Source organism: Phaeobacter sp. B1627 (assembly GCF_006265095.1).
Classification (GTDB): domain Bacteria; phylum Pseudomonadota; class Alphaproteobacteria; order Rhodobacterales; family Rhodobacteraceae; genus Epibacterium.
The window spans coordinates 37,756-62,528 of record NZ_VCNK01000004.1; the positions used below are offsets into that span (position 1 = coordinate 37,756).

21 protein-coding genes are annotated in these 24,773 nt (G+C 59.0%); 15 read left to right on the top strand and 6 right to left on the bottom strand.

All coding sequences use genetic code 11. The features are described 5' to 3' along the window. The first annotated feature begins 84 nt into the window (after positions 1-84). From FGE21_RS02445 to FGE21_RS02455, 3 genes are all read left to right on the top strand, one after another. Complete coding sequence (locus FGE21_RS02445) at positions 85-549, top strand: (2Fe-2S)-binding protein (RefSeq protein WP_139661367.1); 465 nt, start codon at positions 85-87, stop codon at positions 547-549. Beyond that, positions 546-2,798, top strand: coding sequence for a xanthine dehydrogenase family protein molybdopterin-binding subunit (locus FGE21_RS02450; protein WP_139661368.1), 2,253 nt, complete (start codon positions 546-548; stop codon positions 2,796-2,798). The genes FGE21_RS02445 and FGE21_RS02450 overlap by 4 nt, the downstream gene beginning before the upstream one ends. A gap of 202 nt (positions 2,799-3,000) precedes the next feature. Beyond that, on the top strand, positions 3,001-3,792 hold the full coding sequence (locus tag FGE21_RS02455; RefSeq protein ID WP_139661370.1) for a pyrroline-5-carboxylate reductase: 792 nt from the start codon (positions 3,001-3,003) through the stop codon (positions 3,790-3,792). Here the strand turns inward: FGE21_RS02455 and FGE21_RS02460 are convergent. Then, complete coding sequence (locus FGE21_RS02460; protein ID WP_139661371.1) at positions 3,789-4,415, bottom strand: TetR/AcrR family transcriptional regulator; 627 nt, start codon at positions 4,413-4,415, stop codon at positions 3,789-3,791. The genes FGE21_RS02455 and FGE21_RS02460 overlap by 4 nt on opposite strands. Before the next feature lie 92 nt (positions 4,416-4,507). Here FGE21_RS02460 and FGE21_RS02465 point away from each other — a divergent pair, with 92 nt between their 5' ends. Beyond that, positions 4,508-6,553, top strand: coding sequence for an NADH:flavin oxidoreductase (locus FGE21_RS02465; protein WP_139661373.1), 2,046 nt, complete (start codon positions 4,508-4,510; stop codon positions 6,551-6,553). A gap of 197 nt (positions 6,554-6,750) precedes the next feature. Here FGE21_RS02465 and FGE21_RS02470 read toward each other — a convergent pair whose 3' ends face one another. Next, positions 6,751-8,853: a bifunctional diguanylate cyclase/phosphodiesterase gene (locus FGE21_RS02470; protein ID WP_139661375.1), complete on the bottom strand. Its 2,103-nt coding sequence runs from the start codon at positions 8,851-8,853 to the stop codon at positions 6,751-6,753. 9 nt (positions 8,854-8,862) lie between these two features. Further along, positions 8,863-9,858, bottom strand: a complete 996-nt coding sequence (locus tag FGE21_RS02475; protein WP_255731260.1) for a cytochrome-c peroxidase — start codon at positions 9,856-9,858, stop codon at positions 8,863-8,865. Positions 9,859-10,434: 576 nt separating this feature from the next. Between FGE21_RS02475 and FGE21_RS02480 the strand changes: the two genes are divergently transcribed. The 5 genes from FGE21_RS02480 (at position 10,435) to FGE21_RS02500 (ending at position 15,500) form a co-directional block, all read left to right on the top strand. Further along, entirely contained in the window at positions 10,435-11,280 is an 846-nt protein-coding gene (locus tag FGE21_RS02480; RefSeq protein WP_139661377.1) for a flagellin, read from the top strand. Between the two features lie 260 nt (positions 11,281-11,540). Continuing rightward, complete coding sequence (locus FGE21_RS02485) at positions 11,541-12,968, top strand: circularly permuted type 2 ATP-grasp protein (protein WP_255731262.1); 1,428 nt, start codon at positions 11,541-11,543, stop codon at positions 12,966-12,968. A gap of 4 nt (positions 12,969-12,972) precedes the next feature. Continuing rightward, a complete protein-coding gene (locus tag FGE21_RS02490) occupies positions 12,973-13,914 on the top strand; it encodes an alpha-E domain-containing protein (protein WP_139661379.1) in 942 nt (313 codons plus the stop codon). After that, positions 13,907-14,725 (top strand): transglutaminase family protein, encoded by an 819-nt coding sequence (locus FGE21_RS02495; RefSeq protein ID WP_139661380.1) that lies wholly within the window; start codon positions 13,907-13,909, stop codon positions 14,723-14,725. The genes FGE21_RS02490 and FGE21_RS02495 overlap by 8 nt, the downstream gene beginning before the upstream one ends. Positions 14,726-14,759: 34 nt before the next feature. Continuing rightward, positions 14,760-15,500 carry a proteasome-type protease gene (locus tag FGE21_RS02500; protein WP_139661382.1) on the top strand — a complete coding sequence of 247 codons (741 nt, stop codon included), beginning with the start codon at positions 14,760-14,762 and terminating at the stop codon, positions 15,498-15,500. A gap of 41 nt (positions 15,501-15,541) precedes the next feature. Here FGE21_RS02500 and FGE21_RS02505 read toward each other — a convergent pair whose 3' ends face one another. Genes FGE21_RS02505 through FGE21_RS02515 form a run of 3 tightly spaced genes read right to left on the bottom strand, consistent with a single transcriptional unit; the run spans position 15,542 to position 18,590 of the window. Continuing rightward, positions 15,542-16,573, bottom strand: coding sequence for an ABC transporter substrate-binding protein (locus tag FGE21_RS02505; protein ID WP_139661384.1), 1,032 nt, complete (start codon positions 16,571-16,573; stop codon positions 15,542-15,544). Then, a complete protein-coding gene (locus FGE21_RS02510) occupies positions 16,543-17,928 on the bottom strand; it encodes a sensor histidine kinase (protein ID WP_139661386.1) in 1,386 nt (461 codons plus the stop codon). Before FGE21_RS02510 ends, FGE21_RS02505 begins: the two co-directional genes overlap by 31 nt. Next, positions 17,925-18,590, bottom strand: a complete 666-nt coding sequence (locus FGE21_RS02515; protein ID WP_139661387.1) for a response regulator transcription factor — start codon at positions 18,588-18,590, stop codon at positions 17,925-17,927. The genes FGE21_RS02510 and FGE21_RS02515 overlap by 4 nt, the downstream gene beginning before the upstream one ends. 102 nt (positions 18,591-18,692) lie before the next feature. Between FGE21_RS02515 and FGE21_RS02520 the strand changes: the two genes are divergently transcribed. From FGE21_RS02520 to FGE21_RS02545, 6 genes are all read left to right on the top strand, one after another. Next, entirely contained in the window at positions 18,693-19,679 is a 987-nt protein-coding gene (locus tag FGE21_RS02520; protein ID WP_139661389.1) for a tripartite tricarboxylate transporter substrate binding protein, read from the top strand. Positions 19,680-19,760: 81 nt separating this feature from the next. Then, positions 19,761-20,246: a tripartite tricarboxylate transporter TctB family protein gene (locus FGE21_RS02525; RefSeq protein WP_139661390.1), complete on the top strand. Its 486-nt coding sequence runs from the start codon at positions 19,761-19,763 to the stop codon at positions 20,244-20,246. Between the two features lie 12 nt (positions 20,247-20,258). Then, positions 20,259-21,779 carry a tripartite tricarboxylate transporter permease gene (locus tag FGE21_RS02530; RefSeq protein ID WP_139661392.1) on the top strand — a complete coding sequence of 507 codons (1,521 nt, stop codon included), beginning with the start codon at positions 20,259-20,261 and terminating at the stop codon, positions 21,777-21,779. Next, a complete protein-coding gene (locus FGE21_RS02535; protein ID WP_139661394.1) occupies positions 21,769-22,956 on the top strand; it encodes a CaiB/BaiF CoA-transferase family protein in 1,188 nt (395 codons plus the stop codon). The genes FGE21_RS02530 and FGE21_RS02535 overlap by 11 nt, the downstream gene beginning before the upstream one ends. Next, positions 22,953-23,720 carry a citryl-CoA lyase gene (locus FGE21_RS02540; RefSeq protein WP_139661395.1) on the top strand — a complete coding sequence of 256 codons (768 nt, stop codon included), beginning with the start codon at positions 22,953-22,955 and terminating at the stop codon, positions 23,718-23,720. Before FGE21_RS02535 ends, FGE21_RS02540 begins: the two co-directional genes overlap by 4 nt. Then, entirely contained in the window at positions 23,707-24,744 is a 1,038-nt protein-coding gene (locus FGE21_RS02545; RefSeq protein WP_139661397.1) for an AbrB family transcriptional regulator, read from the top strand. Before FGE21_RS02540 ends, FGE21_RS02545 begins: the two co-directional genes overlap by 14 nt. The last annotated feature ends 29 nt before the right edge of the window (positions 24,745-24,773 follow it).

Here is a 24,773-nt window from a genome sequence, read left to right on the forward strand (position 1 = left end):
GTTTCTGAAAATGGCGCACTCTGTGAATGTCTCCGGGGGACGCACCGGATAGGATGGGTCTGACTGGCCGCCACGGAGTGGACAATGAAGCTGACCGTCAATGGAATCCTCCACGAAATCAACGTGGAGCCCGAGATGCCTTTGCTTTGGGTGCTGCGGGATGAATTGGACATCAAGGGCCCCAAGTATGGCTGTGGCGTTGCCCAATGTGGCGCCTGCACGGTGCATGTGGACGGGGTTGCCGTGCGATCCTGTCAATTGCCAGTCGGGGATCTCGAGGGCGAGGTCCTGACCATCGAGGGCCTGGGCACTCCGGAGAGGCTGCACGCCTTGCAGGACGCGTGGATCACGCATCAGGTCGCGCAATGCGGTTACTGCCAATCTGGTCAAATCATGCAGGCCGCCAGCCTTCTGGAGATGATCCCGCATCCATCCGATGCCGAGATTGACGAGGTGATGTCCGGCAATCTGTGTCGATGCGGCACCTACCCCCGTATCCGCGCTGCCATCCACGCCGCCGCCCGGACCCTGAGCGAGACAAAGCCATGACCCGCGTTGGCAAACTGACCCGCCGGACGTTTCTCGTGGGCTCCACAGCCGTTGCGGGGGGCGTGGCATTCGGGGTCTATCTTGCCAAAAAGCCAATCCCGAACCCGCTGCTGGAGGGCCTTGCCGAGGGAGAGGCGGCGCTCACTCCTTTTGTGAAAATCGATGCAGACGGGATCACATTGATCACGCCACGTGCCGATATGGGGCAGGGCGCATATTCCATCCAGGCCTACCTCATTGCGGAAGAACTGGATATTGATCCTGCGACGGCCAGGTTGTCCCCCGGACTGCCGGGGCCTGCGTATCATAACGCGACGATCCTTGCCGAGGGGGTTCCGTACCCTGCCTATGATGACAGCTTTGTCGCAGAGAGTTTGCGTAGCCTTTCGGCGGTTCCGGCCAAGCTATTCTCTGTCCAGGTCACCGGCGGCTCGTCGACGATCCCGGATGGGTTCGACCGGTTGCGGACAGCGGGTGCAATTGCGCGTGAAACTCTGAAGGAGGCGGCGGCCCGGCGAACAGGGATTGCGCGGAGCAACTTGAAGACCGCAGATGGTTTCGTCCTGCTGCCTGCCGGCGGGCGGATTGCCTATACCGACCTTGCCGCAGAGGCGGCGCAGATCGCGCCGGTTGCGGATGTCTCCCCGCGCCCGTCCTCCGAATGGAAGTACCTTGGCACGGCGGCCTTGCCCCGGCTGGATATGGCGCGCAAATGCACGGGCACCGAGGTCTACGGCATAGACCTGGAATTTGACGACATGCTTCACGCCACGGTGCGGGCCAATCCTGCGATCGGCGCGGGTCTTGCTCGATTGGATACCGCGCGGGCCGAAAACATGCGGGGCTTGCACAGAATTATCCCGATGTCACAGGGGGTTGGTGTGATTGCCGACAATACCTGGCGCGCGTTTCAGGCTGCGGATGCTCTGGACATCAGTTGGAAGGCACCGGCCTATCCCGCCACGTCGGATGGGTTGTTTCACGAGCTGGAGGCCGCCCTGAATGCGCCGGACTTCTTTGACCACAGGCAGCGGGACGACGGCAATGTTGACCGTGCCCTGTCGGACGGCACTGTCATCACTGCAGACTACCGCGTTCCCTATCTTGCGCATGCGCCGATGGAGCCGATGAATGCTGTGGTTCGGGTTCAGGCAGACGCGGTCGAGATCTGGACCGGCACCCAAATTCCGGTATTCGTGCGCGACCGGGCAGCCCGTATTGCGGGCGTGAAGGCGGCGAACGTCAAGGTGCATGTCCTGCCCATGGGCGGAAGTTTTGGCCACCGATTGGAAATGACGCATGTCGAGCAGGCAGTGGAACTGGCCATGGCTGTGCCCGGGCGCCACTTGAAGCTGACGTGGAGCCGCGAAGAAGACATGACTCATGACTACCCCCGACCTGCGTCCGTCGCGCGGGCGCGCGGCGCGGTCGCCGACGGCAAGGTCATCGGGTTCGACCTGTCGGTCAGCCAATCCGCCATGGCGCCGGAATGGCTCGAACGGCTGAGCGGCCGGAACTTGCCGGGACCCGACGCCACCATCACCACTGGGGCCTGGGATCAACCATTTGCAATCCCAAACTACCGGGTCACAGGCTATCGCGCGCCGGCCATGGTCCCTGTCTCGTCCTGGCGATCAGTGGGGGCCTCGGGAAACGGATTTTATCACGACTGTTTTCTTGACGAGTTGATCCATGCCGCCGGAGCTGATCCGCTCGCGGAGCGCATGCGTCTTTGTATGCACGACCCCTCTCGCAAGGTGCTGGAGGCCGTGGGCGAAATGTCCGGTTGGAATGGTGAATTGCACACAGGCGGGCGTGGGCGCGGGGTCGGGTTCTGCATGTCTTTTGGCGTACCCTGTGCCCAGGTGGTCGACGTGGTGCAGACGGAGGACGGCATCCGTATCGAGAAGGTCTATGTGGCGGTGGATGTGGGCGAGGTGCTCGACCCGACCAATCTGGAAGCGCAGGTCTTTGGCGGGGTGATCTGGGGCTTGGGCCATGCCATGAATTGCGAGCTGACCTATGACGATCATATGCCTGATCAAAGCAATTTCTATGATTTCACCGGCATGCGTCTGTATCAGGCACCTGAAATCATTGTCAGGGCACTCTCCAATGGATCGGCAATCCGCGGGATCGGAGAGCCGGCGGTGCCACCTGCGGCACCTGCCTTGGCCAATGCGATCTTTGCCGCGACCGGTCAGCGCATTCGAGAACTTCCCCTGCACAAACATATTGATTTTGTTTGAAGACGTGCTTTCCAATGCACGCAAGCCCATTCCCTGACTGGACCGCAGTCTGGGGGGGGGGGGTAGGTCTCGCCGCGCTGGCGGATAGAGGGCAAATTGCAAATATCGCACGGTCGGTCGAAAGGCTGAGCGTGGCGTGCAAAATGGCGACACTCTGCGGGGCCTGCAAGGCGGTGCAGAAGATCGGGGAATAGAGGGTGAGATGACAGGCCAAACCTTGGGGATCATCGGCGGAGCTGGCATGCTTGGCCGTGCGATTTTGCAGGCCACCCTGCAATCGCGACTTTTGCCGCCCTCACAGATCTGGGTCTCTTGTCGCAGCGGTCAGCTGGATGGGTTTGACACATATCCGGAGCTGAATGTGACGGCTGACAACCAGCGCCTTGCGATGGCCTGTGACGTGGTTCTGCTGTGCGTTCCGCCCGCCGCCGCGGAGGACCTTGGCGTGTCGCTGGGCGGCAAACTGGTGATTTCGGTCATGGCCGGCGTGACGGCGGAGCGCATTGCCGCGCTGACCGGCGCAACACGGATCGTTCGTGCCATGTGCAGCCCGGCAGCCGCGACAGGTGTTGCGTATTCCCCTTGGGTGGCGACCGATGGCGTGACTGCTGGCGACCGAGATTTTGTCGGCAGCCTGTTCGGGGCCTGCGGGACAACAGACCAAATCCGGGATGAGGCGCATCTCGATATCTTTACCGCAATGACGGGGCCGGTGCCGGGTTTCGTGGCCTTTTTTGCCGAGAGCATGACCCAATACGCAGTGGCGCATGGAATCGATTCCGAGGTGGCGGACCGAAGCGTGCGACAGCTCTTTCTCGGGGCAGGGCAGATGATGGCCAGCGGCGAGGCGACCCCTGCCGATCACGTGCAGGGGATGATTGACTACGCAGGTACAACTGCGGCCGGTTTGAAAGTCCTGCGGGGATCCGACCTGCGCAACCTGATCGCGGAAGGACTGGATGCGACCGTCGCCCGTTGTCGTGGGATGAGCTAGCCCGGTCGGACGGGGTGCCGACCCCTGAAGGCCGCAATTTCTTCCGGTGCCGGGGGGCGACTGGAAAACATTTCGACGTAATGCGGCACACGCGCGAGCCGTGCCGCCGGGTTCTCCTCGACTTGCAGCGAAATATAGCCAATCTGAGTGTAAATCACCGTGAGGCTTCGCACGTCCGCCTGTTCAGGGCTGTAGCCATATCGCAAGAACATGTCCCGCACTGCAGTGATCCGCGCCGCATCCGCATCATGCAGACGCGCGGCGAGCCTGGGATCGTTGCGCGCCCAATTTCGGATTGCCAGATCCAGCCGCGTATCGAACAGCTCCGGGGAAAGCCAGCAGTCCATCAGATTAAAGAGCGCCTGATTGATCGTCCCGGCCGGGGCTTCGCATCTTGCTTGTATCTGGCCTGTGTTGCGGGTTTCCCAGGTTTCGATCATCGCGTCGTGCAGGGCGCTCAGGTCTTTGAAATACCAATAAAACCCAGTGCGGGTTTGCCCCACGGACTTGGCCAAAGGCATGATTTTCACCGCATCGATGCCACTTGTCGCCAGAAGGTTGAGTGCTGCATCAAGCCAGAGTTGGCGAGAGCCTCGGGTGCGGGTGTTGGGCGATTGGAGCATGGCTGGAGTTTAAAGTTGTTGACACAGGTGTCAAGTCGCATGCAGGCTGACTTAACACTTGTGTCAAGAATTTGTATTGAGAAGGCAGCGCCATGTCCCGCGACCCCTTGTTGCAACCTTTCACGCTGAAACACCTCACACTGAGGAACCGGATCATGACCACCAGTCATGAACCTGCATACCCTGAGGACGGAATGCCGAAGGACCGCTATCGCGCGTATCATGCGGAGCGGGCCCGGGCCGGGGTGGCACTGGCAATGACGGCGGGATCTGCATCGGTTTCAAAAGACAGCCCCCCCGTTTTCAACAACATTCTCGCCTACAAGGACGAGGTCGTTCCCTGGATCCGCAATCTGACGGACGGCTGTCACGAGCATGACTGTGCGGTCATGATCCAACTGACTCATCTGGGTCGAAGGACGACCTGGAACAAGGGCAACTGGCTGCCGTCGGTGTCCTCTTCGAAACACCGCGAACCCGCGCACAGGGCTTTCCCCAAACTGGCCGAGGATTGGGATATAGAGCGGATCATCTCCGACTTTGCCGACGCTGCTGAGAGAATGCAGGCGGGGGGAATGGATGGGATCGAATTGCAGGCCTATGGGCACCTGATCGATCAGTTTTGGTCTCCACTGACCAACGACCTGAGCGGTCCCTACGGGGCCGACACGCTGGAAAACCGACTTCGCTTTCCGCTCGATGTGCTGACGGCCATCCGCAAACGCGTGGGTGACGATTTTATCGTCGGTATGCGCTTTACCGCAGATGAGGTGCAGAAAGGCGGTATCACCGCCGAGGAAGGGCTGAAGATTTCCCGTATTCTGAGCGACAGCGGGCAGGTTGATTTCCTGAATGTGATACGGGGCCGAATTCACACAGACCCTGCAATGACCGACGTGATCCCGGTTCAGGGGATGAAGGCGGCTCCGCATCTTGATTTTGCGGGTCTGGTGAAACAAGAAACCCATTTGCCGGTCTTTCATGCCGCCCGCATTCCCGATGTGGCGACCGCCCGTCATGCAATCCAGGCCGGGCTTCTGGATATGGTGGGGATGACGCGTGCTCATATGGCGGACCCCCACGTCGTGCGCAAAATTATCGAAGGGCGCGAGGATGATATCCGCCCCTGCGTTGGCGCCACCTATTGTCTCGACCGGATCTATCAGGCAGGCGATGCGCTTTGTATTCACAACGCAGCTACGGGCCGCGAGCTGTCGATGCCGCATGACATTCCGGAGGCACAGTCTCGGCGCAAGGTCGTGGTCGTCGGCGCCGGGCCCGGAGGGTTGGAGGCCGCGCGTGTTGCCGCCGAGCGTGGTCACGACGTCACTGTCTTCGAGGCGCAGTCCGATCCCGGCGGGCAGGTGCGCCTTGCAGCCCAGACGCCTCGGCGCCGCGAGATGATCTCTATCATTGATTGGCGGATGGCCCAATGTGCGGCCCGCGATGTGCGATTTGAATTCAATACCTGGGCCGAGGCAGAAGACATACTGGCTGAAGCCCCGGATGTGGTGATCGTTGCCACCGGCGGGCTGCCGAATATTGAATTGTTTGAAAGCGGGCATGACGCGCAGCATGTGGTCTCTGCCTGGGATTTGATTGCCGGCGATGTAAAGCCCGCGCTACGTGTGTTGATCTACGACGAAAGCGGCGACCATCCTGCGCTGCAGGCGGCGGAAATTGCCGCAAAGGCCGGGGGGCATGTTGAAATCATGACACCTGACCGCACCTTTGCTCCCGATATCATGGCGATGAACCTGGTGCCGTACATGCGGGAATTGCAGGACAAGGACGTCACTTTCACGGTCACCCGCCGCCTGCTGGAGGTTGCGCGGCGCGGCAATGAACTCGTCGCCACCATCGGGACGGACTATAGCGATCATACATCAGAGCAGAGCTATGATCAGATCGTCGTGAACTACGGCACCTTGCCCAACGATGATCTCTATCATGATCTGAAGCCCCACAGTGTGAACGCAGGGCAGGTGGATCACGATGCATTGATTGCGGGGCACCGTCAGTCCGTCGTGCGCAATACCAGCGGTGGCTTCCAGTTGTTCCGGATCGGTGATGCCGTTTCAGCGCGCAATATTCACGCTGCCATCTATGACGCCTTGCGCCTTGTGAAAGATCTATGACAGCTGCAGCGCCCTTCGCAGTGAAAGTCTCAGCCCCGTGCCGGGCCCCTTCAGGCCCAGATGCCGCACCTGAGACCAGAAAGGCTTGTTCAGCTGCGGGATCTGGCTATGAAAAATTCCGGTTCCGAAAACGGTGCACCGCAAAACTATATTGAAATTCGACGATGGGCGCCTGCTATGGCGTTGCAGGCCGTTTGTTACCCGCGAGCCAGAGCGTAATCTGCATCGATGCGGCCCTCGAGCCAAATCGGCACCGCCTCCTGTGGCATCGGACGGGCGATACCATAGCCTTGGAAATTGTTGCAGCCGAGCAGAAGCAGTTTTTCCATTTCCTGCTCGGTCTCAACCCCTTCTGCAAGGCATTCAATTCCCAGGTTGCGGCAGAGGTCCACGATGGTTCGAAGAATCATCTCCTGTTCCTCGTCCTGATCGACGCCGGATACAAAGTCGCGGTCGATCTTGACGCCGTCGACCTTGAAACGCCGCAGGTTGGATATGGAGGCATGCCCGGTGCCGAAATCGTCCAGCTCAATCTTGTAGCCCCGCGCCTGAAGCTGAGCGATGGTATTGAGGGCCGGATCCACCCCATCACCAAAGAGCACGCTTTCCAGAACTTCGATGTTGATGTCCTTGGGCTGCAGCGCGGCTTCGAACAATGCATCATCGAGGAACTCCACCAGCCCGCCGTCCCGCAACTGTTTGGCGGAGAAGTTGACGCTGATGCTGGGCGCGGGCAATCCTCGGGCGCGCCAGTCTACCAGGGCCGCAATGGCATGTGAGACTATCGTTGTCGTCAACCGGTCGCCGAGCCCGTGCTCAAATGCCAGTGTAATAAAGACCGACGGATCCAACATGCCGCGTTCCGGGTGCTGCCACCTCGCCAGAGCTTCGAAACCCAGAACTTTGCCGGTTCGCCCATCTACCTGTGGCTGGAAGAACGGTATGATCTCGCCATTTTCCAACCCCGTTTGCAGATCCTTCAGAAGCGCCATGTTTCCCTCAAAACGTGCGCGGGTGGCGTCGTTATAAAATGAGGCACGTCCGCGCCCCTCGCTTTTGGCCACATAGAGTGCGATATCGGCATTGGACAGAATGCGGGCGGGATCGTCATCTGTGTCCCCCACAAAGGCAATGCCGATGCTGGCGCCGACATTGACGAATTCTCCCCAGATTTCGATCGGTTGGGTGACCGCGTCGATGACCCGCAGCGCCAGATCTTCCACCTGTGACTCATCTTTTGTATCCCGAAGGACTATGACGAATTCGTCTCCGCCGACACGGGCAGTCATGTCTGCGTCTGTGATCTGCGAGGTCATCGCGCGCGCCACATGGCGCAGCACCTCATCGCCTGCGGCATGGCCAAGCAGATCGTTGATCTGCTTGAACCTGTCCAGATCCACATGGAGAACTGCCGCGCGGTGCTCAGGGCTTTTGCGTTCTGAGAGGCAGTGGCTCAGGTGCTCTTGCAGGGCGCGCCGGTTGGGGAGATTCGTGAGTTGATCATGAAGCGCCAAGTGCTCAATTCTGGACTTCGCGGCAGACAGGTCGCGCAGTGTCTTGGAAAAGGCTGCGACCCCGCGTGCGATTTGTCCGACCTCATCGCGGCGGCCCAGGTCCCGGACGGGCGCGTCATAGTCTCCGTCCCGTATGCGTTCCATGGCCTGGGCGAGCCGGGTCAGCGATACCACTAAATGGCTGCTGAAGCCGAGAAAAGCCGAGCCCGACACCACAAAGATGGCGACCATCGAAATAAAGATAAATGCGACGTGACGCACATATTTTTCGCGGGCGTTTTGATTCGAAGTCGCCGCGCTGAGGCGGACCTCCTGATCCAGCGCCACGAGCGCCAATTCAATCCGTTGCGACAGTTGATCAAGGCGGCTGCGGGAGGGAACATGCGTATCGGGGATGAGGCCAAGAGCAATGGATGCCTCCCGATCCCAGGCGTCAAAGTGGCGCAGTATAGCGGCGGCCATTTCTCTTTGCCGGCGGGACCCGTCTGCGGCCGCGACCTCTTCCCAGACGCTTTTGAAGGTCGAAACAAAATGCTGGTGGCGCCTTTCTATTTCTGCCGGCGGGATGACCGTGTTGAAATTCAAGAACCGCTCAAGCTGTGCTTCGATCTCTGCTGTAATTCTCTGCGCGCGTTCCGTTGCCTGAAGGGTCCGCAGGGTGGCGCTGTCGGCGTCCTGGATCTCATTCTGGGTGCGAATTGCGGCGAGCGATATCCATGATGCGCCAATGATCCCAATCAAAATCAGAAATACAATCGGTCCAAGTATGCGGCGTTTGATCGACATGCGTGTCCCTCAGTCGACCGGCAACGCCGGAGCCGAAACATGCGGTTCATAGGCGGTCAGGGTTTCAAGAAAAGCAATCAGATCGTTGACATCCTGATCGGTTATGGCCGTCAGGGGCGGCAGATCACTCGGCTGCCCCTCAGAGGGGGTGCCTCCACGGCGATAATGTTCCACAATTTCACGGAGCGATGTCAGGCTGCCGTCATGCATATAGGGTGCGCGCAACGCAATATTCCTGAGCCCCGGCGTCTTGAAACGGTAGGCCATTTCCGGATCTATCAAGCCACGCCCGCGATCTTTGCTTGCGACGCCGACCCGGTGAAAGTCGTGATCCGTGAAGGCCCAGCCCGTGTGGCAGGTGCTGCACATGCCGACGCCAGTGAATACGTCAAAGCCTCGTTTGGCCGGTTCGGATATCGCGTCTTCGTCGCCTTCGACCCAATCGTCGAATGGGGACCAGCCGGAACGTAATGTTCTTTGATAGGTTGCCAGTGCTACGAGAATCGTATGTCGGTTCAGTCCCTCACCCGGGAACGCGATCTCAAAATTGCGACGGTAGCTGTAAATCGCCGACAGTCGCCGAACAACCCGGTTCATACTATAGCCCATTTCCTGCGGGTGGCTCACCGGCTCCATGGCCTGTTCTTCCAGCCGCCGGACGCGACCGTCCCAGAAGAAATGTTCCGACTCCGCAAGGTTCTCAATTGTTGGTGTGTGTCGCGCCACCGGACGCTGCAGTGCGCCAAGAGCCCGAGGAACGGGTGTTTCCCAGCCAAAGGATGGGTTGTGACAGGTTGCGCAACTGCGGTTCTGTTCACCGGACAGTCGTGCATCAAAGAACAGCATCTTTCCTAGCGCCGCTTTTTGCGGAGAATAGGGTTCGTCTTCGGGAAAGGCGATCCGGGCCGGTCGGGCAAAGGCGCGCTGCAATTCCTCGTGCCGGGTTGCCGCAGACAGAAGCACAACGCAGAAAACGCTCACCAGCATAGGTTTCAAAAATCGCACGCCCACATTCCCATTTCGGTGTCCGGCCGGGTTACAGTCGCACGACACTGCGCAGGGCGCGTGAAAAAACAGTTTATTCCGGCGGTGCGCGTGCGTCCACTTCGTTGAAAAGTGAAGTAAAGTTTTGGAGCAATTTGTTTCGGGTGCGGGTCGGCAAAATTGTACAGGGTTTGCCCGCCGCGGCTGCGACCGCCCTGCCAGCGGTTGGCGTCGTTCAGCCCCTTGAGATGTCTCTGTAAGGTGCGACCTGCAGTTTTCGTTTACGGGCAGCGCTTTGCCAGTTGTAGCTGCAGTTTAGTAAAAGTGAGCACTGCAGCGCTGCATAGGGCTCAAGACCCTGTCTGCAGAGGCCATCGCGAAGGGCTTCGGGCGCAATTTGACTCACATTTTAGATATATGCCTCCGCATTTTAGCTCTTCTTTAGCATCCTGACGGCAAGAGTTGGCGTGCATCTTATTGAGTTGGTTGTGGCGGCCGAAGTGCTCCACACGTTCAGAAAGACGAGAGAGACACCCCATAACGGGGCAAGGAAATAGACCGGGGCCAAAGTGCTCCTTGCTCAAAGGAACTCATGCTATGTCCAGCATTTTGACAAACAATGGTGCTATGGTCGCATTGCAGACACTTCAGTCTGTAAACCAAAACCTCACCGACACCCAGAACGCGATTTCGACTGGTAAGGAAATCGAAACAGCCAAAGACAATGCCGCTGTGTGGGCGATTTCCAAAACTATGGAATCGGATATCGCCAGCTTCGAGGCCATCGAAGATGGTTTGGCAATGGGTGACGCAACCGTTGCTGTTGCATCTGCCGGCGCAGAACAAATTGTTGAAAAACTGGTGGAGATCAAGGAACTGATCGTTTCCGCACAGGCGGAGAACGTGGATCATGACAAAATTCAAACCGACATCGATTCAAAAGTCGATCAGATCGAATCCATCATCTCGGCGGCCCAATTCAACGGCGCTAACCTGCTGACCTCGACCATCGATGGCACTGCAACTGAAATGGGCGTATTGGCCTCGCTCGATCGTGTCGGCGCTGGTGGCACAGTGACGTCGACCGATATCACCATTTCCGCGCAGGGGTTCGATTCTAGTTTGGATCTGGCAGCCGACTTGACCAGTATCTCCGATACGGACTCTGCAGCGTCTGCCTTGGCAGAGATTGAAACCTTCCTGCAAACCGCGATTTCCGGAGCGGCTGCGCTGGGGGCGGCCTCTGCACGGATTGATGACCAGGCGATGTTCGTTGCCAGTTTGGTCGATTCAATGACCCTAGGTGTCTCTACGATGACCGATACCAACATGGAAGAGTCTTCCGCACGTCTGAGCGCCCTTCAGACCCAGCAGGAATTGGCAGTCCAGTCCCTCGGCATCGCGAATGAAGCACCGCAGGCACTTCTCCAGTTGTTCAACTAACGGTCGGCCCCGTTTGATCATTTCGGGAAAGGGGCGCTCTTTGCGCCCCTTTTTCCTGTGCCACGCGGTCTTTTGCCACCTGTTGAGCGTGTGTGACCTCTGGTCAAAATGCTGAGCCCACCGTAGAAAACACCGGGAACGATTAAAATTTGTGCAGAACAATAAGCGTTTGAGGGCCACTTGCATCTGAGGGCGGACAAAATGCTGATCGATGACAGCTGCAGCTTTGTAAATCCGAGAGGATGTTGCACGCTGAGCGCATGAAAAATCTATCGTTTTTCGACGAAATGCTGAGTGCCCCTGATTCCGTGCGTGATCCCTACAAGGTCTATCACGAGTGGTTTAGTCAGGATGACATCAAGCGCCTGAGGCGCAAGTCGCAGGAAGCTGAAGCTTTCTTCAGGCGAATTGGCATAACATTCAATGTGTACGGGCAGGAAGATGCGGACGAACGGCTGATTCCTTTTGACATCGTGCCGCGTATTATTTCAGCAAAAGAGTGGAGCAAACTGGAGCGCGGCATTGAGCAGCGTGTAAGGGCAATCAATGCGTTTCTGCACGATATCTACCACCGGCAGGAAATCCTGCGTGCCGGCCGAATTCCGTGCGAGTTGATCGCGGGAAACGCGGCGTTCACGCCTGAAATGATTGGCGTCAATCCTGCGGGTGGAGTTTATACCCATATCGCAGGTGTCGATCTCGTGCGCACCGGGGAGGACGACTTTTTCGTCCTCGAAGACAACGTGCGGACCCCGTCGGGCGTGTCATATATGCTCGAAAACCGTGAAACCATGCTGCAGATGTTTCCTGAACTCTTTGCGCAGATGAAGGTTCGCCCGGTTTCCCCCTACCCACAGTTGTTGCGTCGATCGCTGTCCGCCAGCCTGCCTGCCGGAACGCGGAGCAGCGAGCCCGTGGTCGCAGTGCTGACGCCGGGCATTCATAACTCGGCCTATTTTGAACATGCCTTCATTGCAGATCAGATGGGCGCCGACCTCGTTGAAAGCCAGGACCTCAGGATAGAAGACGGCTATGTCGCAATGCGCACGACGCAAGGGTACAAGCCGATTGATGTGCTCTATCGTCGAGTGGACGATGCATATCTCGATCCGCTGACCTTCAATCCGGACAGTTTGCTGGGCGTTCCGGGCATTATGGACGTCTACCGTGCGGGCAACATCACGATTGCCAATGCACCCGGGACCGGGATCGCAGATGACAAGGCGCTTTATTCGTATATGCCTGATATTATCGAGTTCTACACGGGCGAGCGGGCGATCTTGAAGAATGTCCCAACCTGGCGTTGCTCCGAACCTGACGCGTTGAAGTATGTTTTGGACAACCTCGCTGACCTGGTCGTGAAGGAGGTTCACGGCTCCGGCGGGTATGGAATGCTCGTCGGGCCTGCTGCCAGTAAGAAGGAACTGTCCGCCTTCGAAGCCAAGCTGCGCGCCAGGCCTGAGAATTATATTGCCCAACCGACTTTATCTCTGTCGACGGTTCCGATCCTTGCGAAATCCGGACTTGCACCGCGCCATGTCGATCTTCGGCCTTTTGTTCTGGTCTCGCCGAACCGGATTGATATTACCCCTGGCGGCCTGACCCGGGTGGCTCTCAAAAAGGGATCGCTGGTGGTGAATTCGTCACAGGGCGGTGGGACCAAAGACACTTGGGTTCTGGGAGATTGACGACGTGCTAGGACGAACTGCAGGCGGCCTGTTCTGGATGTTTCGCTATCTCGAGCGGGCTGAGAACAATGCCAGATTGCTTGAGGCCGGGTGGCATATCGCGCTCACCCGATCCGATGGCAGTACCAATGAATGGGAATCCATTGTGCGCACAGCCGGTCAGGCCGTGGCCTTCGATGCTAAGCATGACGAATATACTGCCCAGAACGTGATCAACTTCTTGTTGCGGGACATGGGCAACCCGTCGAGCGTCATGGCGTCGGTTGACTCGGCGCGATCAAATGCCCGGCAAGTACGAACGGCTTTGTCGCGCGAAGTCTGGGAAGCCACGAATGAATGCTGGATGGTTCTCAAGGGAGCACTGTCACGCCCTGTGAGCGAACGGAACTTGCATGAGACGCTCGCATTGATCCGGAATCGGGCATCCGTGGTGCGGGGGGCCTTGCATGGAACAATGTTGCGCAACGATATTTTCTCATTTGCCCGGCTGGGGACATTCATAGAGAGATCCGACAGCACCGCCCGTATCCTCGATGTAAAATACTATGTTCTGCTGCCCTCGGCGGCTTTTGTTGGCAGCAGCATGGACAATGTCCAATGGGAGGTGATCCTTCGGTCTGTGTCTGCTGAGCGATCCTTTTCGTGGCTACACGCGGGTTCCGCGTCGCCACAGAGGATTGCAGAGTTTCTTATTCTGGACGAACGCATGCCACGCTCCCTGGCGTTTTGTTCGACCAAAGTTGCGCAGTACCTGAAGCACCTCGAAAGGGACTACGGGATACGGCACGAAAGCCATGTTGTCGCCGAATGCATCGCGGACCGGGTGCAAGATAAGTCGATCGAAACAATCTTCCAAAATGGCCTGCATGAGTTCCTGGGCGAATTTGTTCAGGAAACGGTTCGTCTTGCAAATCACATCGAGAAGGACTTTCGGTTCTATGGTTGATGTTACAAGGCTCTCTATTCGTCATATCACGACGTATAGTTACGAAAATCCGGTCCACTACGCGTTGCAGAAGTTGCGCCTGACCCCTCGCTCCGGGCACGGGCAGTCTGTCGTCGAATGGTCGTCCACCGTGACCGGAGGGTGCAAGCAACTGGCATATGATGACCCGTTGATGAACCACACGGAATTGGTCAAGGTCGACAGGGGAGCGACCCATGTGGAAATCGTCAGCGAAGGTGTCGTGGATGTTGAGGACCGTCACGGGGTGGTCGGACAGCATTCAGGCTTTGCTCCGTTATGGCTCTATAAGACAGCCACACCGCTTACCGCTGCGGGAAACAATGTCCGTCATCTGGCAGCACAGCTTCGTCAGGACACCGATGGCATGGATGATCTGGCGCGCATGCACCGTCTGGCGGCCGATATCGGCGCTTCCGTGCAATATGAGATAGGCCAGACCAACCCGGATACGACAGCAGAGATAGCGCTGACTGCCGGGCACGGCGTGTGTCAGGATCATGCGCATGTCATGATCGCGGTCGCTCGGCATTTGGACTATCCGGCGCGCTACATCAGCGGGTATCTTCTGATGGACGGGCAGACGGGTCAGGATGCCAGCCATGCCTGGTGCGAGATCCATCTGGAAACGCTGGGATGGGTCGGGTTCGATGTGTCCAATGGAATCTGCCCGGATGGCCGATATGTGCGTGTCGCGGTCGGGCGTGATTACGGCGATGCAGCGCCGATTGTCGGCATTCGGCAGGGTGATGGTGCCGAAGCGCTAACAGTTTCCTTGCAGGTTCAGCAATAGACTGCTTGAAGGCTCTGAAAAAGGAGGGGCAGTTATGACCTATTGCGTGGGCCTCATGCTCAAGAGGGGACTTGTTTTCATGTCGGACACCCGGACGAATTCCGGTGTCGACAATATCTCGACGTTCCGAAAAATGTTCACCTGGGAAGTTCCGGGCGAACGCTCTATCACATTGATGACGGCCGGAAACCTTGCCACCACTCAGTCTGTGATCAGCCTGCTCGAAGAGCGCAGCAAGGAACCCAGCGAGCGCAACCCCAGTATTCTGGAAGCGCCATCCATGTTTCAGGTCGCGACCATGGTGGGCAATCTTCTGAAGGATGTGATTTCCACTCACGCCGAGGTCGGTCAGCGCGCCGATGCCGCGTTCAATGCCACGATCATCCTGGGTGGCCAGATTGGCGACGGCGCGCCTTGTCTGTTTCTGATCTACCCCGAAGGTAACTATATAGAGGCGAGTTTCGACACTCCCTATTTTCAGATTGGCGAAACCAAATACGGTCGCCCGATCCTGGTGCGGGCATACGACCCGGACATGAGCTTTGAGGACGCGGTGAAGTTGTTGCTGGTGTCGTTCGATTCAACCATCAAAGCCAACCTCTCTGTCAGCCTGCCATTGGACGTCCATATATATGAGGCGGGCAGTCTGAAGAACGGACGCGTATTCCGCATCGCCCCGGATGACCCCTATTATGAAAGCGTGTCCTCCGGATGGGGGATCGCCTTGCGCGACGCCTTCGGCAAACTGCCGGAGTTCGTGTTGCCGCCTGAATGAAGCGGGCCAGGGTTGCGGTCCGGGATGGCGGGATCGCGGGATCACTGAAGGATGGCGCTGCTCCACTCCGAGAGGAACGCGGCTTTTTTCAGCCGGTCAAGATACACCAGCAACCCCGGGCCCATACGGATGCGCCTGAGAGCCTGTGCCTCGCCGGTCCATGCGTCTTCCTCCGAGACGGAGACCGCGCCGGGGGCGGCTTCCCAACCTCGGGCGATCAAGTGATCGATGAACAGCCCTGCAAGCTCCGGCGCCTCGCTGGTTTTGGGAATGAATGCGGTCCTCATCATGATGATCGTATAGTCCTGTGGCAGCATGACGATGACCTCGTCCGGGTTTCCCTTGGCGCGGGCGTAGCTGCCGAGAACGTTATACGCCAAGGCCAGCTCGCCTGAGGACACGTCGTCGATCATCTGGCTGGAGCAGCAATAGAGTTTGACGCCAAAGGACCCCATGACCTCGCTCAGACGCCAGTAGGTCTCGGACGTGCGTGCATCCTGTGTTGCAAACAGATAACCGAGCCCGGAAGTCTGCAGATCATAGGTCCCGACCTTGCCTTCAAAACGGTCCGGGTGTTCGCGCATCAGGCCGATCAATTCCTGCCTGCTTTTTGGAATCGGCAACCCGGCCAAAGCACTGCGGGACAGGACAATCGCGGCGGGTTCCTGCGTGAAGGCAAACAGGTTGTCGCGCCAGCGCGCCCATTCGGGCAGTTGCGCTGTGACCGAAGAGACGTACTTGCGCGATAGCCCGTCGTTCACCAGTTTGGTCTGCAGGTCCGTGGCACTGGATATCGCCAGATCCACATTGTGCCCCTCGCGCCCCATAGCCACCATCAGCTCGGAAGAGCTGGCAACCGTGTAGTCCACCCTCACGTCCGGTCGCGATGACAGAAAGTCGCGTATTGTGGGTTCAAAAAACTCTGCGTCGCCATTGGAAATCACTCTCAGAACCTGGCGGGCATCTGCTGGACCGACGCTGATATGATCTTCGATTTCAAAGGCCTGTAGCGGTAGTGCGGCCCACTGCCAGCAAAGAAGGCTCAGGCCAAGGGAAAGTACAAACTTGCGCATGCGCCACCTTTCTCGCTGGAGTTGGTCAGAAGCAGCTGACCGCCATGGGCACGAGCAACTTCGTTCACGATGGTCAGGCCAAGGCCGGATCCCACAACCGTCTCAGTGTTGCTGCCGCGCACGAAACGGCGCGTCAGTCGTCCCATGTCGGCTTTGGGAAAGCCCTCGCCATTATCCTGGACAGTGATCTCGACGCCGGTTTCGACAACACGCACTGTCACATAGACCCGGCTGTCTGGAGGTGAATATTTGATCGCGTTGTCCAAGAGGTTCAAGAGCGCGCTCTGCAGCAGGATTGCATCCCCTTTGACGCATATCGCGGCCTCAGGGATCGTGACGTCGAGTTCAATATCGCGCAAATCCGCCATCGGCACGACGCGGGATACAGCATCCCGGGTCAGGCGGCATATCTCGACATCTTCGACCTCCAGGTGATCGGACCGAAAGGAGACCATCGCGTGATCCAGAAGTTGTCCCGCGGCGCGGCTGCTTTCGTCAATCGCACGGATCATCTCGCGCACGGCTTGGCGGTTCTGTGGTTTGTCGACGCGCCGCAGCGTGATTTCCGCCTGGGTGCGCACGGTGGTCAATGGGGTGCGGACTCTGTGAGCGGCTTCTGCGATCAGATCCTCTGACCGGGCGAGGGAGGCTTTGAGCCGACTCATGAAGCCGTTCAAAGCCCCCACCAGCACCTCCATCTCCGCAGGGACCGGCGCGGACACCGGTCGCAGATCCGAGAGGCCACGGCGGGAAACGGATCCCGCCAGTTGCCGCAGCGGCTGAATCGCGGATTGTGCCGCGAGAATGCCAAACAGGGCGGCGATGACAAAGAAGCCAAGGCCAAACCCGGCCACCGTGCGGGAGATCCCTGCCAATTGCTGTCGCAGGCCGTATCGGGTCTGGGCTACGGTCACCTCGATGAAATCCGGCTGCCCGTTGATCGACATCCGCCGGGTTGCGGTCACCATGCGAATGCTCTCGCCGTCATAGCTGTCGGTTCTGAAGCGCGGCGCGGTATCCGTGGCGGCCATTGGTTTTGGCAGGTCGGGGTAGCCGGTCAGGAATTCTCCGTTGCGCGTGATGGTGTAAAAGACCCTGTCCTCGCTGATATTGCCCAGCATGGAGAAAGCGAAATACGGAATGTCCACGGTCAGATCGCCATTGCGGACCGCAGCGGAATCCAGGATGGCAGTCACCGAGGCCGCCAGGATCTCGTCCTGGCTTTGTCCGGCGAGATCACGCGCATAGGACTGGACCACAAGGAACATCAGCGTCGCAAGCAACGCAGCGCCTGTCAGCAGTTGTACGATCAGGCGGCGCTGGATTGATCCGCGCAGGCGAATGGATCCGCTCATGACTGGCTCAACCGGTAGCCAAGGCCGCGCACCGTCACGATCTGCACGGCCGCTCCTTCGAGGTGTTTGCGCAGGCGGCCAACATAGACCTCGATCGCGTTTTCCGATGCGTCCACATCATATGAAAATAGCCGGTCGACGAGTTTGGATTTCGAGAACACTTGCTCCGGGGCGCAGATGAAGATCTCCAGCAAGCGTAGTTCGCGGTTGCGCAGACGGATTTCGCGGCCGTTCACAGTCAAGGTGCAGGCAAGTGGATCGAACACCACATCCCCGAAACTCTGCTGGTTACTTGCTCCACCGCTCTGCCGACGCAAGACTGCACGGCACCGGGCCTCCAGTTCCGAAAAATCGAAGGGTTTGACAATGTAGTCGTCGGCGCCAAGATCCAGCACACCCACCCTGTCCGACACCTCTGACCGAGCGGTCAGGACGATGATGGGCGTGTCGCGTCGTGCAGCGCGATGCGACTGCAGGAAGTGCCGACCGTCCCCGTCGGGAAGCATGATGTCCAGCAAAATGAGATCGTATTCGGTGGTCGCGATAAAGTCCTCGGCGGTGCCAAGGTTGCCTGCGCGATCCACCACATGCCCATCCAGACTGAGCCGATCCACGACGGCGGTTGCGAGCTGGTCGTTATCTTCGACGAGTAAATACCGCATGGGGGCGAATCTTCAGCTCCGTGTCAGGTTTGTGTCAGCTTGGCGCGAAATATCCCGAGTCATGAGCGCGCAGACGTGCGTTTGTCAAATGGGAGGAACATTATGACACTTTTTGCAATGGGTCGCAGGACCCTGCTTGCTGCTGCGGCGGCGACTCTGACAATCGCTGGTCCGGCTCTGGCGGGCGGCCATCAGGTTCTTGAGAAGATGCACTTCCTCATCCCCGGCGGCGCTGGTGGCGGTTGGGACGGTACGGCCCGGGGCACCGGAGAGGCCCTGAGCAAAGCGGGCCTGGTTGGTACGGCGTCCTATGAAAACATGTCCGGCGGCGGTGGCGGCAAGGCGATTGGCTACCTGATCGAGAACGCGGACAGCCTTGAAGATACGCTGATGGTGAATTCCACGCCCATCGTGATCCGGTCCCTGACCGGCGTATTCCCGCAGAGCTTCCGTGACCTGACCCTCGTGGCCGGCACGATTGGTGACTACGCGGCGCTGGTTGTATCCAAAGACAGCCCGATCAACTCCATGGAGGAATTCCTCGCGGCCTATCGTGCAGATCCCCGTGGCACCGCCGTGGGCGGCGGCTCGGTCCCGGGCGGCATGGATCACCTGGTGGCGGCCATGGTCATGGAAGCGGCAGGCGAGGATCCGACCGAGCTGAAATACATCCCATATGATGCGGGTGGCAAGGCAATGGCCGCCTTGCTGTCTGGTGAGATCAAGGCCCTGTCGACCGGTTTCTCCGAAGCCATCGCGCTTGCAGATGCCGGTGAGGTGAAGATCCTGGGCGTCACCTCGGATGATCGGGTGCCTGCCTATGACACGGCGCCGACCATGACCGAGCAGGGGCTCGACACTACATTCGTGAACTGGCGCGGTTTCTTTGCGGCTCCGGGCCTCAGCGAAGAGAAGCTGACAGCCTATCAGGATGCGATTGCCAAAATGTATGACACGCCTGAGTGGGAAGAAGTGCGGGCCCGCAATGGCTGGGTCAACATTCACAACTCCGGCGATGATTTCCGTGTGTTCCTCGAAAACCAGGAAAAAGCCATTGGCGATCTGATGAAAAAGCTCGGCTTCCTCTGAGGCGGCGCTTTCATCTCTGGTCCGGCGCCCCCATTGGTGCCGGACCTTTTCCCGAATGCATTTTAAAAACAGGAGGCGATCATGGCGCTTGACCGTTGGATCGCGCTGATCATTCTCGGTATCGCTTTGGCCTACGGCTATGCGGCCTATTTCACGATGGACCAGCTTCTGCCCCCCTTCATGCAGCGCAATCCGATCTGGCCCAGTACTTTTCCAAAAGTGCTGGCGGTGATGGCAATTTTCACATCGCTGGTGATTGTGCTCGGTTTGGAAAAACCCAGTGGCGAGGCCGCGACGCCGGACATCGATTACCGGCGCCTGGGTGATTACAAGATCGGGCAGGCGGCGTGCCTCCTTGGGTTGATGGTGGCCTATGCGCTGCTCTTGCGCCCGGCCGGCTTTTTGCTGTCCACAGCCGGTTTCCTGACACTTGGGGGCATGATCCTGGGCGAGCGAAAGCTCTGGGTGCTCTTTCCCGTGGCAGCGCTGGCGACAGGTGTTGTCTGGTATCTGGTCGAAGGGGTGTTGGGCATCTTTCTGCGGCCGCTGCCTTTCTTTCTCGGATAAACGGAGAGTACGATGCTAGAAGGTTTGACGATCGGTCTATCCACGGCCTTTTCGATTACAAATATCCTCATGGTGATCGGAGGATGTTTGATCGGGACATTCATCGGTATGCTGCCGGGGCTCGGTCCGATGTCGATTATTGCGATCATGATCCCGGTTGCGATTACTCTGGGCGATCCGTCTGCCGCGCTGATCCTGCTGGCCGGCGTCTATTATGGCGCGATCTTCGGGGGCTCCACGTCATCGATACTGCTCAACGCGCCCGGAGTGGCCGGGACGGTCGCCACCAGCTTCGATGGCTATCCGATGGCGCGTGCGGGCAAAGCGGGCAAAGCGCTGACCATCGCGGCGATCTCGTCGTTTATGGGGGGGACCATCGGGGCGGTGCTTCTGATGATATTCGCCCCGATGTTGTCGACGGTTGCGTTGCTCTTTCATTCGGCAGAATATTTTGCGCTGATGGTTGTGGGGCTTTCGGCGATTGCCGCATTCGCGGGCACAGGAAACGTGGCAAAAGCGGTGATGATGACGCTTCTGGGGCTGATGATGGCCACAGTCGGCGAGGGCGCGTTGTTCAACATGCCGCGCTTTACCATGGGGCTGATGGATCTGCAGTCGGGGTTCAGTTTCATCACCCTGGCAATGGCAATGTTTGCTCTGCCGGAAGCGATCTTTCTGGTGATGAATCCCGCCCGGTCGGCGCAATCAGGCCAGGACGGTGGCAAGATCACCGGCCTGCGCATCACCCGCGACGAGGCCCGCAAGATTGCTCCTGTGATCGGGCGCCAGTCAATCCAGGGGTTTTTCATTGGCGTTCTGCCCGGGGCTGGGGCGACGATTGCCTCTTTTCTCGGGTACGCAGTTGAACGCAATATCGCCTCGGAAGAAGAGCAGAAGGAATTCGGCAAAGGCTCCATCAAGGGTCTGGCCGCGCCGGAAACCGCGAACAACGCCGCCTGTACCGGCTCCTTTGTGCCGTTGCTGACACTTGGGATCCCCGGGTCCGGAACCACGGCCATACTGTTGGGTGCTCTGATCGCGCTGAACGTGACACCGGGCCCCCGCCTGATGATCGACAGCCCCCATATCTTCTGGGCGGTCATCATCTCGATGTATATCGGCAATCTTGTTCTGCTCGTTCTGAACCTGCCGCTGATCCCCTACATCGCCAAAGTGTTGTCGGTCCCGCGCACCTATCTGATCCCATTCATTTTGTTCTTCACCCTGATGGGGTCCTATATCGGACAGAACAATGCGACGGAGTTGTTGATCCTCGTGGGCTTTGGCGTATGTGCGACGGTTTTGCGGTTCGCTGATTACCCTCTGGCACCTTTGCTGATCGGCTTTATTCTGGGTCGTATGCTTGAGGATAACTTTTCACGATCCATGCAGATCTATGACGGCGCCGCATTCATCCTGGATCGCCCGATGACACTGGGTCTGTTGGTTCTGGCCATCTTGCTGGTGGTGGTGCCGAGTTACCGCGCAAGGCGTGCCCGTGCCCGCGCAGCCGGGGTGGCCGATGGGGACTAAGCCGCTCTCCGGTATCCGGGTACTGGATCTGACAAATGTGCTCGCCGGGCCGTATTGCTGTTACCAGCTGGCTTTGTTGGGCGCAGAGGTCATCAAGGTCGAGCGCCCGGGAACCGGTGATCTGGCGCGCCAGCTCGGTGCCGATCCGGAGCGGAATGCGGCCCTCATGGGGGTCAGTTTTCTGGCTCAGAACGCGCAAAAGAAATCGGTCACGCTCAATATGAAGACCGAACAAGGCAAGGCGCTGCTACGGCGCCTTGTCCGCACATCCGACGTGTTGGTTGAGAACTTTCGCCCTGGCGTCATGACCCGTCTCGGCCTGGGGTATGATGCCCTCAGCTCCGAGAACCCAGACCTGATCTATTGCGCCATCAGTGGCTTTGGTCAGGACGGGCCCTGGAAGGACAATCCGGCCTACGACCAGATTGTGCAGGGGGTGAGCGGTGTGATGTCGGTGACGGGTGATGACAGCAGCGCGCCGCTTCGCGCGGGCTATCCGCTGGCCGATACGCTGGGCGGCATGACAGCGGCCTTTGCGATTGCGACGGCGCTGAATGATCCGGAGCGGGGCGGCTTTCTGGATATCTCCATGACCGAAGCGGTGATTTCCAGCATGGGTTGGGTGGTGTCGAACCATCTGATCGCCGGGCAGGAGCCCGGTGCGCATGGCAATGAGAATACGACCTCGGCACCGTCGGGCACCTTCGCCTGTGCCGACGGACCAATCAACGTTGCAGCCAACCGGGACGCGCAGTGGCAGTCCATGGCGCATCATCTCGGTCGGGCTGATCTTCTGGCGCATCCCGACTATGCCACGCGTGAAGATCGCAAGCGCAACCGTCATATGCTGCGGGCGGAACTGGAGAGCGTCTTGCGTCAGCGCCCGGCGGCGGAATGGGTTGAAGAACTCAACGCACTTGGGGTGCCGAGCGGACCTGTCCTGAGCGTGCCGCAAATCCTGCGCGAACCGCAGGTCAGGAACCGGGGTCTCGTGGCCGAGGTTGAAACCGCCGACGGTGTTCTGCCGCTGACCGGCTCGCCGTTGCGATTTGGCACTGTGCGGCCCGTTCCCGAGACGGCACCACCCGCGCTTGGCGCCGATAACGACCGGATCTGGAGTGACCTTGGCCTGTCTGCGCAAGAGATCGCAACCCTGAGGCAGGAGCACGTGATATGAGTGATGTCAGCGACTGGTGGCGCACGTCGATTATTGACATGGAGCCGGGGAGGATTGAACTGCGCGGATCGCCCATCCAGGACTTGATCGGAACGGTTGGGTTTGCCGAGATGATCTGGCTGATGGTGCGGGGCGACCGACCCACACCGGATCAGGCCCAGCTGTTCGAAGCGGCGCTGGTCTCTGCGGTGGATCATGGTCCACAGGCGCCGTCCATCGCGGCCGCGCGAATGGCGGTGACCTGTGGTTTGCCGCTCAACAATGCGATGGCCAGTGCGGTCAACATGCTGGGTGATGTCCATGGCGGCGCCGGTCAGCAGGCGGTCGAGCTATACTATCTTGTCGCAGAGTCTCCTGCTGATCTGCCCCAGTCTCTGGACAAGTGGCGGGCCGAGCACGGCAAGATCATTCCCGGATTTGGTCACCGGTTTCACAAACCCACTGATCCCCGCGCGCCCAGATTGATGGAGCTGGTTCGTGACGCTGCGGCGAAAGGTGCCGTCTCTGGCAGATTTGCGGATATTGGTGAAGCAATCGAAGCACAGATCACGCTGGAAAAGGGGCAGCCGGTGCCGATGAATATCGATGGCGCGACGGCTGTGATCTATGCGGAACTTGGCTTTGCACCACCCCTTGCGCGCGGGCTTTTCTGTTTGTCGCGTTCGGTTGGTATTCTCGCCCATGCGTGGGAGCAACAACAACAGGGTGGGCGGAACAAAGGGCCGACTCCCCCACATTACAGATGGACATATGACGGCAACTGACGGGTTTCGCCTGATCGTCACGATCTGCGTGGCGCTGCTGGGGACAGTCATTTTTGAACTGATCGGATTTCCAGCCGCTCCTTTGACAGGGGCAGCGGCCGCAATTTCTGTGGCCGCTATCGCCGGATTGCCGGCGCTTGTACCTGCGTGGCTCCGGACAACGGCCTTTGTTTTGCTGGGCATCAATATCGGCAGCAGCGTGACCTCCGAGATGCTGCAGACCGCCTTGAGGTGGCCCATCACAATCGCCATTCTGTCTCTGAGCCTGTTTGTTTCGCTGCAAATTTCACGATTTGGCTTGCGGCGATGGATGGGGTTCAACTCACAGGACTCCGTGTTGGCGGCGGCACCTGGTCACCTCAGCTATGTGCTGGCGTTGTCGATCAGTGACAACGGCCAAACCTCGCGTATCGCAGTGGTGCAAAGCGTCCGGGTGCTGTTCCTCACTCTCTGCGTGCCGGTGCTCGTGGCCACGGTCTTTGGGGCGAGTGGCGAGATCATCGTTGCGCAGCACCCATTGATGCCATGGGCGCTTCTGTTGCTGGTCGCAGTGACAGTTCTTGTCGGAGCCGTGTTTGTGCGCCTCAATGTGCCCGCAGCCTACCTGCTGGCAGGAATTCTGTGCAGTGCGCTCGGCCACGTGTTCTCGATCACGCCGGGGCGCCCGCCCGAGGCTGCGACCTATCTGGCATTCCTCGTGATGGGGACGTTGATCGGATCCCGCTTCGTGGGGCAGAGCCTTGCCGGATTGAGGCTGGATTTCGTGGCGGGCCTCTGGGTCACCGCTGCAAATGTGGTGATCACGCTGCTGACCATTGCGCTCTGCATGCAATTTCTGGGGCTTTCGCCGGCCTTGTTGATCGTCGCCTTTGCGCCCGGCGGCGTCGAAGCGATGGCAGCGATCGCAGTCACCCTGGGCCTTGATCCGGCCTTCGTGGCAGCCCATCACGTGATGAGACTGCTGATCCTCACCGGTCTCATCCCATGGATGTTGCACGCGGCCAGACGGGGCAGCGGCCTATGACCGCAAAGAGCCCCGACAACGATGAGGCT